Source organism: Sinorhizobium sp. NFACC03 (assembly GCF_900103435.1).
In the GTDB taxonomy this organism is placed as follows: Bacteria; Pseudomonadota; Alphaproteobacteria; order Rhizobiales; family Rhizobiaceae; genus Ensifer.
The window spans coordinates 163,427-176,875 of sequence record NZ_FMXF01000009.1 but is presented as its reverse complement, the minus strand read 5'-3'; the positions used below and the strand labels follow the sequence as shown (position 1 = coordinate 176,875).

Here is a 13,449-nt window from a genome sequence, read left to right as displayed (position 1 = left end):
CGATTGCGCCAATGATTTCAGGTTTTTACGGCGCAATCAAGGAAAGTGCTTCACGTGAATCACAACAGGCTTTCAAGCTCCGAAAGCTTGTCGTTGACGAGCCAGCCGTAATAATTCTCCTCCGGCCATTGCGCTTGTCCGCTCTGGATCTTGGCGGCAAGGGCAGCTGCGCGGCCGTCCGGATTGCCGACATTGTAGAGCGTCGCCGTGATGCCGGGATTGTCGGAAATGTCGAGGCCGGCGATCGACTTGTAGGCGTCGATCGAATGGCGGATCGAGGCCGCCATATAGGCGAGCGACACATCCGGATCCATGATCGCCTCATAGACGCCAGCGGCGTTGTTTTCATCGAGGCGGTCGTAGCCCGACGTCTTTGCGACGATGTCGGTCAGCATCAGCGCCGTCAGCGGGTTGATCTGGCCGAGGCCGAAGGTCTGGCCGGCAAAGAACGGCTGGAAGAAAACGGCGCTGAAGCGGTTGTTCGGGAAGGACTTGCCGCCAACCGACTTGCCGCGGAAGTCGTTGTCCCAGACCCGCTCGCGGCAGCTCCAGAGCGCATAGGCACCCTTCTTGGCACCGCATTCGGAAAATTGCGGCCGGGCGACGAACTCGGCGACCGTTTCGCCATCATAGCCGAACTGGAAGCTGTTGCCGGCGTAAGCGGCCGCCTTGACGTAATAGGACTGCAGCCGGTCATAGGCGTCGACATTGTAGGTATGCTCGCCGACGATGGCGCCGACCATGTGGATCGGCGCGATGCCATAGGCGCGCGACACGGACTTGATCTTGCTGATCAGCTGTTTGTCGGTCGCCAGCAGATCCCGGACTTTCTCGAACTTGGCATCGAAGGAGGTGCGGCCGGCCTTGGTTCGGCGCACGGAAGCGCCGGGGATACCGGGCTGCTCGACGTTGCGGTTGCCCGGCGGAACGGCGGTCGCCGCGATTGTCTGGCTTGCGGTCAGGCAAAACGTGGCGATAGCGAGCATGCAGGCGGTAAAACGCACGAACTCTTCTTCCTGTGACTGGTGGAGGCTGCCTCGGTCGGCGGGGCGGCTCCTACGCCAAGATCATGTCGGAAAGATGCCCGAGCCACGATCAATTTCCGTGTCCGTGTTAGAAAAAATGCGGGCGCCTGTCGAGAGACAGGCGCCCGGTCTATTCTGGGTTGCGGGCGTTTGCGCGCCTCGACGACCGAAATGTCACAGGATGTAGCGCGACAGATCGGTGTTGGCAGCGAGATCGCCGACATGCTTGCGCACATACTCCGCGTCGATCGTCACCGCCTGTCCGGCGCTGTCGGGCGCATTGAACGAGATCTCGTCCAGTACGCGCTCCATCACCGTCTGCAGGCGGCGGGCGCCGATGTTCTCGACACTGGCATTCAGCTGCACCGCGACATCGGCGAGCGCATCGATCGCGTCGTCGGTGAAGTCGAGCTTCACCTCTTCCGTGTCCAAGAGCGCCTTGTACTGGCGGATGAGGCTCGCTTCGGTTTCCGTCAGGATCCGGCGGAAATCTTCCTTGGTGAGCGCACGGAGCTCAACGCGGATCGGCAGACGGCCCTGCAATTCCGGAAGCAGGTCCGAGGGCTTTGCCACATGGAAGGCGCCGGAAGCGATGAACAGGATGTGGTCGGTCTTGACCGGTCCATACTTCGTCGCAACCGTCGTGCCTTCAACGAGCGGCAACAGGTCGCGCTGCACGCCTTCGCGCGACACGCCGGCGCCCATGCCGCCCTCACGCGAGGCGATCTTGTCGATCTCGTCGAGAAAGACGATGCCGTCGTCTTCGGCCGCGCGCATTGCCTCGCGCTGGATCTGCTCGTTGTCGAGCAGTTTGTCCGACTCGTCGTTGATGAGCAGCTCATAGGAGGCCTTGACCGTCGTCTTGACCTTCTTGGTGCGGGCACCCATCGCCTTGCCGAACATTTCCGAAAGGTTGAGCACACCGATATTGGCGCCCGGCATGCCCGGAATTTCGAAACCACCCGGCGCACCGGTCTCGGCGAGGTCGACCTCGATCTCCTTGTCGTCGAGTTCGTTGGCGCGCAGCTTCTTGCGGAACGAATCGCGCGTCGCCGGCGAGGCCGTGGCGCCGACCAGTGCATCGAGCACGCGCTCTTCGGCGTTCTGGTGCGCCTTGGCCTTGACTTCGGCGCGGCGTTTTTCGCGCACGAGGCCGATCCCGACCTCGACGAGGTCACGGATGATCTGCTCGACGTCGCGGCCGACATAGCCGACCTCGGTGAACTTGGTCGCCTCAACCTTGACGAAGGGCGCGCCGGCGAGCTTGGCCAGACGCCTGGAAATCTCGGTCTTGCCGACACCAGTCGGGCCGATCATCAGGATGTTCTTCGGCATGACCTCATCGCGCAGCTCGTCGCCGAGCTGCTGGCGGCGCCAACGGTTGCGTAGCGCAATGGCGACGGCCCGTTTGGCGTCGTTCTGGCCGATGATGAAACGGTCGAGTTCCGACACGATCTCTCTGGGTGAAAACGTACTCATGTAGTCCTCTCAAATTCGGTCCGCGTCAGTTCCATCAGGAGCGTGCGACCAGATACATCTATCCATTCTGCGTAGGGCACGAAGCCGGCCTTGGTGTAGGCGCTGACCGCCCGGCGGTTGCCCGCATCAGGGTCGATCACGATGCGGGACGCGCCGGCGGCAAAGAGCCGTTCGGCAAAAGCTCGGAGCGCCAGCGAGGCGACACCCCTGCCCGTCAATTCCGCGGGGCCGACGAAGATATCGATACCGGGCACATCGGCCGGCAGATCCTTCGCCCAGGGCTCCTCGTCCGGGTACTGAAAAGGCATCCAGGACTGGATGTAGCCAGCCGGCTCGCCGGCCACGTGGAAGATGAAGCCCTCCACCTCTCCGGTCGCGCAGCCTTCGCGGATCAGTTCCACTTCCTTGTCCGGATCGCCCCACCATTGCCGCACATGCGGTTCACTCAGCCAGGCATGCAGCAGCGGCAGATGGTCATCAACCACCGGCGCGAAGCTGACATGCTTGGGCTCATTCGGCATCCAACGTCTCCACCACGATATTGTGGTTGGTATAGACGCAGATGTCCCCGGCGATCTGCAGCGCCCGCCGGGCGATATCCTCGGCCGACTTGTCGCTGTCCATCAGGGCGCGCGCTGCGGCAAAGGCGTAGTTGCCGCCGGAGCCGATGGCGATGGTGCCGTGTTCCGGCTCAAGTACGTCGCCATTGCCGGTGATCGCCAGGGTTATCGACTTGTCGGCGACCAGCATCATCGCTTCGAGATTGCGCAGATACTTGTTGGTGCGCCAGTCCTTGGCAAGTTCGACCGCCGCGCGCATCAGCTGGTCGGGGTACTGTTCAAGCTTGGCCTCGAGCCTTTCGAGCAGCGTGAAGGCGTCGGCGGTCGCGCCGGCAAAGCCGGCGATCACGTCGCCCTTCGCGAGACGCCGCACCTTGCGCGCATTGCTCTTCATCACGGTCTGGCCGAGGCTCACCTGGCCGTCGCCGGCCATCACCACCTTGCCATCCTTGCGTACCGTGATGATGGTCGTCGCATGCATCGTTCCGTAGGGATTGTGTTCACTCATGAAGATACCTGTCGGCCCCTGATACTTGGGGGCGTTTACTTGGGGCGTTGCGGCTCTGAACGAGCCTGGTTGCTTGAGGCCTATGTAAGTACGGCAGACACATTTGCAAATGGCAACCGCCCGAGGGTGCAATCTTCGTTCAGGGCCCGGTGTCGGATGATTCGAATCAACGCTCAAGTTCTGGATATTTCAGCATTTGCCTGATAAGGAGCGGCCGAGATCGCAAGCGAGCGCGAGATGAGGAAACCGCACAGGCTTTCCTCCCCCCGCACTGGCGCATACAGGAGAGCCCGATGGCAGAAGCCACGTCCAGCCGCACCGCACAGGTTTCGCGTAAAACCAACGAGACCGCGGTGTCCGTATCGGTCAACATCGACGGCACCGGCGTTTCGAAGATTTCGACCGGTGTCGGCTTCTTCGACCATATGCTGGACCAGCTCGCCCGCCATTCGCTCATCGACATGGAGATCAAGACCGACGGCGACCTGCATGTCGACGACCACCATACGGTCGAGGACACCGGCATTGCCATCGGCCAGGCGCTCGCCAAGGCGCTCGGCGACCGGCGCGGCATCGCCCGTTACGCCTCGCTCGACCTTGCCATGGACGAGACGATGACCCGCGCGGCAGTGGACGTTTCCGGCCGGCCGTTCCTCGTCTGGAACGTTGCCTTCAGCGCGCCGAAGATCGGCACCTTCGACACGGAACTCGTGCGTGAGTTCTTCCAGGCGCTCGCCCAGCATGCCGGGATCACGCTGCATATCCAGAACATCTACGGCGCCAACAACCATCATATCGCCGAGACCTGCTTCAAGTCCGTCGCCCGCGTGCTCCGCACCGCAACCGAAATCGACCCGCGCCAGGCCGGCCGCGTTCCCTCGACCAAGGGGACCCTTGCCTAAGCGGCCAGTCACTGGCTGAACCCATGGCTTCTTACCTGATCCTCACCCCGCCGGGTGCGCGCGCCGACGACGAGCGAACACGCTTCGTTGCCGACGGCTTCTCCTGGGGCGCCTTTCTCTTCCCGGCGCTCTGGCTTCTCTTCAAGCGGCAATGGGCAATCGGAATCGCAGTTGCTGTTCTGCAGATTTCGTTAATCTCCCTGTCGAGTCTCGCAGGCGGTTTCCTTGCATCGGTGCTGGTGCAGCTCGCGCTGCGGCTGCTCGTCGCGCTGGAAGGGCCAGTTCTGGTGGCACGCAGCCTGACGGCTCGTGACTGGACGCTTCGTTCCATCGTGCCGGCACCCAATCTGGAGACGGCGGAAGAGATCTATTTCACGAGCGTGGCACCGGGCGAGACAAAGCCCGCCACCCCTTCCCCGGCCGATTGGACCGCGCGCAAGCCCTCAAACGGCGGACCCGGCCTCGGCCTTTTTGATTCCTACGGAGAACGCTGATGCGCGTCGCCATCATCGACTACGGCTCGGGCAACCTGCGCTCAGCCACCAAGGCCTTCGAACGGGCCGCTCGCGAAGCCGGCATTTCAGCCGAGATCGACCTCACCGACAAGCCGGAGCGGGTGGCGAGCGCCGACCGCATCGTGCTTCCGGGTGTCGGTGCCTATGCCGACTGCCGCCGTGGCCTTGCCGCCGTCGACGGCATGGAGCAGGCGCTGACCGAAGCGGTGGAACAGGCCGCCCGGCCGTTCCTCGGCATCTGCGTCGGCATGCAGCTGATGTCGTCGCGCGGGCTCGAAAAGACCATCACCCACGGCTTCGGCTGGATCCCCGGCGATGTCGTCGAGATGACGCCCACTGATACCGCACTGAAGATCCCGCAGATCGGCTGGAACACGCTCACGCTCAAGCGCGAACATCCGCTGTTTGACGGCATCCGGGTTGGCGAAGGCGGCCTGCACGCCTATTTCGTGCATTCGTACCATCTGGCCGCCGAGAACGCCGGCGACGTTGTCGCCGAAGCGGATTACGGCGGTCCGGTCACCGCCTTCGTCGCCAACGGCAACAAGGCCGGCTCGCAGTTCCACCCGGAAAAGAGCCAGGCCCTCGGCCTTGCCCTCATCTCGAATTTCCTGCGCTGGAAGCCCTGAGCTTTCGCCTCTCTCGATTGGACAGACCCATGATCCTATTTCCCGCGATCGACCTGAAAGACGGGCAATGCGTACGCCTGAAGCTCGGCGACATGGACCAGGCGACGGTTTACAACCCCGACCCGGCGGCCCAGGCCCGCGCCTTTGAAGAACAGGGCTTCGAATGGCTGCACGTGGTCGACCTCAACGGCGCCTTTGCCGGCGAGACGGTCAACGGCGCGGCCGTCGACGCCATCCTCAAGGCGACCCGTAACCCGGTGCAGCTCGGCGGCGGCATCCGCACGCTTGACCATATCGAAAACTGGCTGTCGCGCGGCCTTGCCCGCGTCATCCTCGGCACGGTCGCTGTGCGCGATCCGGCACTCGTCATAGAAGCCTGCCGCAAGTTCCCCGGCAAGGTCGCCGTCGGCATCGACGCCAAGGGCGGCAAGGTCGCCGTCGAGGGCTGGGCCGAGGCCTCCGAGCTCGGCGTGATCGAGCTTGCCAAGAAGTTCGAGGGCGCCGGCGTTTCGGCGATCATCTATACCGATATCGACCGCGACGGCATCCTGACCGGCATCAACTGGCCCTCGACGCTGGAGCTGGCGGATGCGGTTTCCATTCCGGTCATCGCGTCAGGCGGTCTTGCCTCGATGGACGACATCCGCCGCATGGTTGCCCCGGACGCACACAAACTCGAAGGTGCCATCTCCGGCCGCGCGCTCTATGACGGCCGCATCGACCCGCAGGAAGCGCTGGATCTGATCCGCGCCGCGAGAAAGGCCTGACCATGTCCCTCAAAGCCCGCGTTATCCCCTGCCTCGACGTCAAGGACGGTCGTGTGGTCAAGGGTGTCAACTTCGTCGACCTGATCGACGCCGGCGACCCGGTTGAGGCGGCCCGCGCCTATGATGCCGCCGGCGCCGACGAACTCTGCTTCCTCGACATCACCGCCTCGTCGGACAATCGCGAGACGATCTTTGACGTCATCGCCCGCACCGCCGAACAGTGCTTCATGCCGCTGACCGTCGGCGGTGGCGTGCGCCAGGTCTCCGACATCCGCAAGCTGCTGCTTGCCGGCGCCGACAAGGTGTCGATCAATACCGCTGCCGTGAAGAACCCGGACTTCGTTGCGGAAGCCGCCGACAAGTTCGGCAACCAGTGCATCGTCGTCGCCATCGACGCCAAGAAGGTGTCGACGGACGGCGAAGCGGACCGCTGGGAGATCTTCACCCATGGCGGACGCCAGCCGACCGGCATCGACGCGATCGAGTTTGCCCGCCGCGTCGTCGACCTCGGCGCCGGCGAGATCCTTTTGACCTCGATGGATCGCGACGGAACGAAGAGCGGCTACGACATCGCGCTCACCCGTGCCGTGGCCGATGCGGTGCGTGCCCCAGTCATCGCGTCCGGCGGCGTCGGAAACCTCGATCACATGGTTGCCGGCATCCGCGACGGTCATGCAACCGCCGTGCTCGCCGCCTCTATCTTCCACTTCGGCACCTATAGCATTGGCGAAACCAAGCGCTATATGGCGGAGCATGGCATCGCCATGCGCCTCGACTGAGCTTCAGGATCTTCCATGGCTGACTTCACACTTTCCGATCTCGAGGCCATCGTCGCGACACGCGCGAAGGCGGCGCCGGACGAATCCTGGACGGCAAAGCTGGTCGCGAGCGGCCAGCCGAAGGCGGCCAAGAAACTCGGGGAAGAGGCGGTCGAGACGGTGATCGCGGCCGTCAGCAACGACCGCGCGAATCTCGTCGCCGAAAGCGCCGATCTCATCTATCATCTGATGGTCGTATTGAAGATCGCCGACGTTCCGTTGCAGGATGTGCTGAACGAGCTCGCGCGGCGAACCAACCAATCTGGCCTGCAGGAAAAGGCAAATCGGCAGACCCCATGACGATAGCGGCCAAAGACATCGAAGCGGCGGACCTGCCGGACAATCTGCAGCAGCGGGACTATTCCCCCTATCATTTCTTCACCGCCGAGGAATGGTCGCGCTTTCGCGCCGATACGCCGCTGACGCTGACGGCCGACGAAGTGCAGCGGCTGCGCTCGCTGAACGACCCCGTCGATCTCGGTGAAGTCCGGCAGATCTACCTGTCGCTATCGCGCCTGCTTTCGACCCATGTGGAATCGTCGCAGATGCTCTTCGAGCAGCGCAAGCGCTTCCTCAGCATGTCCGAAACGAAGACGCCCTTCGTCATCGGCATTGCCGGATCGGTCGCCGTCGGCAAATCGACCACGGCCCGTATCCTTGCGCAGCTCCTGTCGCGCTGGCCATCGAGCCCGAAGGTCGATCTGGTGACGACCGACGGCTTTCTCTACCCGAACGCCGTGCTCCAGCGCGAAAACATGATGGATCGCAAGGGCTTTCCGGAAAGCTACGACGTGGGCGCGCTCCTGCGCTTCCTGTCAGCGATCAAGGCGGGCCAACCGAACGTCAAGGCGCCGAGCTACTCGCACCTGACCTATGACGTGCTGCCGGACCAGTTCACCGTCATCGACCGCCCGGATATCCTGATCTTCGAGGGCATCAACGTGCTGCAGTCGCGCAACCTACCGGCCGACGGCAAGATCGTGCCGATGGTCTCGGATTTCTTCGACTTCTCGATCTATATCGATGCCGAGGAGAGCCTGATCCATAGCTGGTACGTCAACCGCTTCATGCGCTTGCGCGAAACCGCCTTCAAGAACCCGGAATCCTACTTCCATCGTTATGCCACGATCAGCGAGGATGCGGCGCGCGCCATCGCCGAGGGCCTGTGGCACAACATCAACCTGAAGAACCTGCACCAGAACATCCTGCCGACGCGCCCGCGCGCCGACCTGATCCTGCAAAAGGGCCCGAACCACCTGACGGAAAAGGTGGCGCTCAGAAAACTCTGAGCGCTCGATAAGCCCGTCATGGATTGACGCGACGCAGCGTCAGGTTCACGCGGCCACCGTTCTTCAGCAGCGTCGACGTGTTCGGATAGATCCGGTCGACGCCATGGAACGCGAGCCGCCCTTCTCCACCGAGCACGACGACATCGCCGCTTTCGAGCCGGAAGGACATGGTCTGTCCCCCGCGCTGATTGCTGCCGACGCGGAAAAGGCAGCTGTCGCCGAGCGAGATCGAGACGACAGCCGTTTCCAGATCATGCTCATCGCGGTCCTGGTGCAGACCCATGCGGGCCTCCTCGGAATAGAAGTTCACAAGACAGGCTTCCGGCATCTTTTGGCTGGCGGAAACTGCCTGCCAGATCTCGAACACTATGTCCGGCATCGGCGGCCAGCGCCGGCCGGTCACCGGATGCTGAGCCTGGTAACGATAGCCGCGATCGCGATCCGTGACCCAGCCGAGCAAGCCGCAATTGGTCATGCGAACCGACATGGGTTTTCCGGTCTTCGGCATTTCCGGCACGAAGAGCGGTGCTTCGGCAACGACACGACGAATCGCTTCGACGAGTTGTTCCTGCCGGGTGCGATCGAGATAGCCCGGGATATGTCTGATCCCTTTCGGGAGCACCTGCATTGGAAGCCCCTATTGCTCCAGGCCGAGAAGTGCTGCCGGCACGCCGTAGCGAAGCGGCCAGCCGGCATAGGCGACATCCGTCGGCCCGACCACGTGATCGACGAGGTTCCAGCGGCTATTGTGGAAGCTGACCAGTGCAAACACCGTCAGACCATCCATCATGTCAGCCTCGTCACGCAACCCGGTTTGCGCAAGGTCGATAGTGCCGCCACCGGGACGTTGCGGCTCGACCTGCAGGAAGGCCCAGTTGGGTGCTGCACGTATCGTCGTGACGACGAACTCGACCGGACCGCGCATTTCGGCCTCCACCGCCGGACGGATCGCGTCGAGGATGGCGGCACGCTCAGTACTGCCCTTGGCCGGTTCACGGAACGGTTGCGCCAGACAAGCGCCGGCAAGCCAAAGGCTCGCCAGCGTCGCGATTGCAAGACGACGCGTGAACGACACGCTCAGGCCGCGTCCAGATCCGGAATGCGCAGAACCTGGCCGGGGTAGATCTTGTCCGGATGCGTCAGCATCGGCTTGTTGGCTTCGAAGATGACGGTGTGCTTGGCACCCTTGCCCTTGCCGTACTGCGCTTCGGCGATCTTCCAGAGGTTGTCGCCCTTTTTGACCGTATAGAAGACCGGCGCCTTGGCGGGTGCCGGTGCGGCGCCAGCATCGGCAACCCTAAGCTCGGAGGCTTCGACGGCCGAGACGCCGAGCGTGTTGCCGACGGCGACCACGGCCTTTTCGAAGACGCTCTGGTCCTTCACGACACCCTTCAGCACGACCTTGTCACCGGCCACTTCGACCTGCACGTCCTTTGTGCCGAGATCGTGGGATGCAAGTTCCTTCTGAACGCTTTCGGCATCCGGGGCGTCATCGTCGCCGCCGATGCCGAGCTTCTTGCCGGCGTTCTTGATAAAGCTGAAAAGACCCATGAATATCTCCTTTTGCGAAAACACTGCTCGGTAAGAGAGGGCGCCGCCTGCCAAAGGCAAGGAGCGGCAAAAAAGAAATCAATCGCCGGCCGGCCGCCCCCGAAGCTTCTTGATCTCGCCGCGCCCGGACTTCTCCTTGAGACGGCGCTCGACGGAGCCGCGGGTCGGTTTCGTCTTCTTGCGTGGCGGTGGTGGCGGCTCCGCGGCCTTGAGAATCAGTTCCTTCAGTCGCTCGCGCGCATCTTCGCGGTTGCGCTCCTGGCTGCGAAACCGGCTGGCCTCGATCATCAGCACGCCCTCTTTCGAGGCACGACGCCCGGCAATCTTCAGGGCGTTGGCCTTGATGCGATCGGAAAGCGCTGGAGAGGCCAGCACGTTGAAGAACAGCTGAACGGCGGTCGACACCTTGTTGACGTTTTGCCCACCCGGCCCGCCGGCCAGCACGAATTGCTCCGTCAGCTCCCAGCCGGCAATCACGATGCTGTCGTTTATGTAGAGCGTGTCGCTAGCCATGGTTCACCTCGCCCCGATCTATGGCACAGAGCGAACCTCTTGAAAACATTCGCCACAAAACCGAAAAACCCGGCCGTGGGAGGCCGGGTTTCACGTGAATCATAGCTGACGATGTTTATTCGGCGGCAAGCTTGGTGCCGGGAGCCGCGTCGCGGACGCTGCCATCAACATGTTCTTCGAACTTGGCGAAGTTGGCGATGAACATATCGACGAGGCGGCGGGCCTGGGCATCATAGGTCGCACCATCGGCCCAGGTCGAGCGCGGATCGAGGATGCCGTCGTCGACGCCGGGGACCGAGACCGGAACGGCGAAGCCGAAGTTGGCGTCGGTGCGCAGTTCAGCGGCGTTCAGCGAGCCGTCGAGGGCTGCGGCGAGCAGAGCGCGGGTCACCTTGATCGGCATGCGGCTGCCGGTGCCGTAGGCGCCGCCTGTCCAGCCGGTGTTGACCAGCCAGCAGGTAACGCCGTTCTTGGCGATCAGGTCCTTCAGAAGGTTGCCGTATTCCGACGGATGCCGCGGCATGAACGGCGCGCCGAAGCAAGTCGAGAATGTGGCTTCCGGCTCGGTGACGCCCTTTTCCGTGCCGGCAACCTTGGCGGTGTAGCCGGAGAGGAAGTGGTACATCGCCTGTTCCGGCGTCAGCTTGGCAATCGGCGGCATCACGCCGAAGGCATCGGCCGTCAGCATGATGATCGTGCGCGGCTGCGGCGCGGTGCCGGTGGCGCTGGCATTCGGGATGAAGTCGAGCGGATAGGCGCAGCGGGTGTTTTCCGTCAGCGAACCGTCGTCGAAATCCGGAACGCGGCGCTCATCGAGCACGACGTTTTCCATGACCGTGCCGAAGCGGCGGGTCGTCGCGTAGATTTCCGGCTCGGCAGCTTCCGACAGGCGGATCGCCTTGGCGTAGCAGCCGCCTTCGAAGTTGAAGACGCCGTGCTCGCCCCAGCCGTGCTCGTCGTCGCCGATCAGCGTGCGGGTCGGGTCGGCCGAAAGCGTCGTCTTGCCGGTGCCGGAGAGACCGAAGAAGATCGCCGTGTCGCCTGCTGGGCCGACATTGGCCGAGCAATGCATCGGCATCACGCCCTTCTTGGGCAGCAGGTAGTTGAGAACGGTGAAGACCGACTTCTTCATTTCGCCGGCATAGGACGTGCCGCCGATCAGGATCAGTCCGTTGGTGAAGTCGCAGGCAATCACCGTCTCCGTGCGGCAGCCGTAGCGCTCCGGGTCAGCCTTGAAGCTTGGGAGATCGATGATCGTCAGCTTCGGCAGGAAGGAGCCGAGTGCCTCGCGGGCCGGACGAATCAGGAGATTGCGGATGAACAGCGAGTGCCAGGCATATTCGGTGACAACGCGGGTCGGAAGGGCGTTGTCGGCATCGGCGCCGCCAACGAGATCCTGCACATAAAGCGACATGCCCTTGGCGTGATCGAGCATGTCCTTTCGCAGCAGGGCGAAATGCTCCGGAGACATCGGCTTGTTGTTGTCCCACCAGATCTGGTCGTCGGTGTTCGCATCGCGAACCACGAACTTGTCCTTCGGCGAACGACCGGTGTGCTGGCCGGTACGGGCAACAAGCGCCCCGTGTGCCGTCAGTTCAGCCTCGCCGCGGCGAAGAGCTTCCTCATAAAGCTCTGCGGCTTCGAGGTTGTACCGGACCGTTTCCAGGTCGGTAAAGCCGAGTTTTTCCAAGCCGTTCGCGAGATTGCGAGTGCCGAGTTGCTCCATGGTCAAGCTTCCTTCGTGTTTGGCCATTGGCGTTGAATTTCGCCGGACCATACTTGCATGCTCGCTCAAAAACAAGGCGGCGTCAAAAAAAGAATAATGATTTCAGTATATTAATCGATTTAAAGAAAATTATCGTTTTTTTAATCGGTTGAATTCGGCCTGCCGGACACCGATCTGACAGGACCTATCCTATCGTTACGACAGGTACTTTTTGGGCTTCGCCACAATTTGTTCCACCTTTATACTCACTAACGCACCCGTGACTCGCGAATGCCGGAGTTTTCGGGGACGAGACCGGCACCTCAAAAGACGGAGTTGAACACGATGCAGACCATCGCGCTTGTCGATGATGACCGGAATATTCTGACGTCCGTATCCATCGCCCTGGAGGCAGAAGGCTACAAGGTCGAGACCTATACCGACGGTGCTTCCGCGCTTGAGGGCCTGCTCGCCCGGCCGCCGCAGCTTGCGATCTTCGACATCAAGATGCCGCGCATGGACGGCATGGAATTGCTGCGCCGCCTGAGACAGAAGTCCGACCTGCCAGTGATCTTCCTCACCTCCAAGGATGAAGAGATCGACGAACTCTTCGGTCTGAAGATGGGTGCCGACGACTTCATCACCAAGCCCTTCTCGCAGCGCCTGCTGGTCGAACGCGTCAAGGCGATCCTGCGTCGCGCCGCAAACCGCGAAGCGGCTGCCGCCAACCCGACGAATCCCGCCAAGGCTTCCGACGCGCCCTCGCGCTCGCTCGAGCGCGGGCAACTGGTGATGGACCAGGAGCGCCACACCTGCACCTGGAAGAGCGAGCCGGTAACGCTGACGGTGACCGAATTCCTCATCCTCCATTCGCTTGCCCAGCGCCCGGGCGTGGTGAAGAGCCGCGACGCGCTGATGGACGCCGCCTATGACGAGCAGGTCTATGTCGACGACCGCACCATCGACAGCCACATCAAGCGGCTGCGCAAGAAGTTCAAGATGGTCGACAACGACTTCGACATGATCGAGACCCTCTACGGTGTCGGCTATCGTTTCCGCGAGACAGCCTGAGCCGCGGGACTTGCCATCGCGCCGATTGTGGCGCATTCAGAAACGGCGCGACGGGAGCACGGCCAAGGCTGCCTTTGAAACCCCGCCGCGCCATCGGACCTCTGGGCCGGAACCACA

The 13,449-nt window shown here is 62.6% G+C and carries 17 protein-coding genes; 8 read left to right on the top strand and 9 right to left on the bottom strand.

The window, feature by feature from the left end:
• Positions 1-59 precede the first annotated feature (59 nt).
• The 4 genes from BLU35_RS14500 to hslV form a co-directional block, all read right to left on the bottom strand.
• A complete protein-coding gene (locus BLU35_RS14500) occupies positions 60-1,004 on the bottom strand; it encodes a DUF1402 family protein (protein WP_093233504.1) in 945 nt (314 codons plus the stop codon).
• A 195-nt stretch (positions 1,005-1,199) separates the two neighbouring features.
• The gene (gene hslU, locus BLU35_RS14495; protein WP_057252071.1) at positions 1,200-2,504 is read right to left on the bottom strand and encodes an ATP-dependent protease ATPase subunit HslU; all 1,305 of its coding nucleotides are present in this window, start codon (positions 2,502-2,504) and stop codon (positions 1,200-1,202) included.
• Positions 2,501-3,025 carry a GNAT family N-acetyltransferase gene (locus BLU35_RS14490; RefSeq protein WP_058321588.1) on the bottom strand — a complete coding sequence of 175 codons (525 nt, stop codon included), beginning with the start codon at positions 3,023-3,025 and terminating at the stop codon, positions 2,501-2,503. Before BLU35_RS14490 ends, hslU begins: the two co-directional genes overlap by 4 nt.
• On the bottom strand, positions 3,015-3,572 hold the full coding sequence (hslV, locus tag BLU35_RS14485; protein ID WP_057252069.1) for an ATP-dependent protease subunit HslV: 558 nt from the start codon (positions 3,570-3,572) through the stop codon (positions 3,015-3,017). Before hslV ends, BLU35_RS14490 begins: the two co-directional genes overlap by 11 nt.
• Positions 3,573-3,865: 293 nt before the next feature.
• On the opposite strand from hslV, the gene hisB reads away from it, so the two are divergent.
• Genes hisB through coaA form a run of 7 tightly spaced genes read left to right on the top strand, consistent with a single transcriptional unit; the run spans position 3,866 to position 8,492 of the window.
• Entirely contained in the window at positions 3,866-4,474 is a 609-nt protein-coding gene (gene hisB, locus BLU35_RS14480) for an imidazoleglycerol-phosphate dehydratase HisB (RefSeq protein WP_057252068.1), read from the top strand.
• Between the two features lie 23 nt (positions 4,475-4,497).
• Positions 4,498-4,968, top strand: coding sequence for a DUF2628 domain-containing protein (locus BLU35_RS14475; protein WP_057252067.1), 471 nt, complete (start codon positions 4,498-4,500; stop codon positions 4,966-4,968).
• Positions 4,968-5,618, top strand: a complete 651-nt coding sequence (gene hisH / locus BLU35_RS14470) for an imidazole glycerol phosphate synthase subunit HisH (RefSeq protein WP_058321589.1) — start codon at positions 4,968-4,970, stop codon at positions 5,616-5,618. Before BLU35_RS14475 ends, hisH begins: the two co-directional genes overlap by 1 nt.
• A gap of 29 nt (positions 5,619-5,647) precedes the next feature.
• Positions 5,648-6,385, top strand: a complete 738-nt coding sequence (gene hisA / locus BLU35_RS14465) for a 1-(5-phosphoribosyl)-5-[(5-phosphoribosylamino)methylideneamino]imidazole-4-carboxamide isomerase (RefSeq protein WP_058321590.1) — start codon at positions 5,648-5,650, stop codon at positions 6,383-6,385.
• A gap of 2 nt (positions 6,386-6,387) precedes the next feature.
• Positions 6,388-7,164, top strand: coding sequence for an imidazole glycerol phosphate synthase subunit HisF (gene hisF / locus BLU35_RS14460; RefSeq protein WP_058321591.1), 777 nt, complete (start codon positions 6,388-6,390; stop codon positions 7,162-7,164).
• 15 nt (positions 7,165-7,179) lie between these two features.
• Positions 7,180-7,503: a phosphoribosyl-ATP diphosphatase gene (locus BLU35_RS14455; RefSeq protein ID WP_057252063.1), complete on the top strand. Its 324-nt coding sequence runs from the start codon at positions 7,180-7,182 to the stop codon at positions 7,501-7,503.
• Positions 7,500-8,492 carry a type I pantothenate kinase gene (gene coaA, locus BLU35_RS14450; RefSeq protein ID WP_058321592.1) on the top strand — a complete coding sequence of 331 codons (993 nt, stop codon included), beginning with the start codon at positions 7,500-7,502 and terminating at the stop codon, positions 8,490-8,492. Before BLU35_RS14455 ends, coaA begins: the two co-directional genes overlap by 4 nt.
• Positions 8,493-8,508: 16 nt before the next feature.
• On the opposite strand, the gene BLU35_RS14445 is transcribed toward coaA, so the two are convergent.
• The 5 genes from BLU35_RS14445 to BLU35_RS14425 all read right to left on the bottom strand — a co-directional run bounded on the left by BLU35_RS14445 (position 8,509) and on the right by BLU35_RS14425 (position 12,282).
• Positions 8,509-9,120, bottom strand: coding sequence for an alpha-ketoglutarate-dependent dioxygenase AlkB (locus BLU35_RS14445; protein ID WP_093233503.1), 612 nt, complete (start codon positions 9,118-9,120; stop codon positions 8,509-8,511).
• 9 nt (positions 9,121-9,129) lie between these two features.
• Positions 9,130-9,567, bottom strand: a complete 438-nt coding sequence (locus tag BLU35_RS14440; protein ID WP_286161523.1) for a hypothetical protein — start codon at positions 9,565-9,567, stop codon at positions 9,130-9,132.
• Between the two features lie 2 nt (positions 9,568-9,569).
• Positions 9,570-10,043, bottom strand: a complete 474-nt coding sequence (gene lysM / locus BLU35_RS14435) for a peptidoglycan-binding protein LysM (RefSeq protein WP_093233502.1) — start codon at positions 10,041-10,043, stop codon at positions 9,570-9,572.
• A gap of 78 nt (positions 10,044-10,121) precedes the next feature.
• Positions 10,122-10,556 carry an alternative ribosome rescue aminoacyl-tRNA hydrolase ArfB gene (gene arfB / locus BLU35_RS14430; RefSeq protein WP_058327468.1) on the bottom strand — a complete coding sequence of 145 codons (435 nt, stop codon included), beginning with the start codon at positions 10,554-10,556 and terminating at the stop codon, positions 10,122-10,124.
• A gap of 115 nt (positions 10,557-10,671) precedes the next feature.
• Positions 10,672-12,282 (bottom strand): phosphoenolpyruvate carboxykinase, encoded by a 1,611-nt coding sequence (locus tag BLU35_RS14425; RefSeq protein WP_093233516.1) that lies wholly within the window; start codon positions 12,280-12,282, stop codon positions 10,672-10,674.
• A 324-nt stretch (positions 12,283-12,606) separates the two neighbouring features.
• On the opposite strand from BLU35_RS14425, the gene chvI reads away from it, so the two are divergent.
• Positions 12,607-13,332, top strand: coding sequence for a two-component system response regulator ChvI (gene chvI / locus BLU35_RS14420; protein WP_093233501.1), 726 nt, complete (start codon positions 12,607-12,609; stop codon positions 13,330-13,332).
• Positions 13,333-13,449 lie beyond the last annotated feature (117 nt).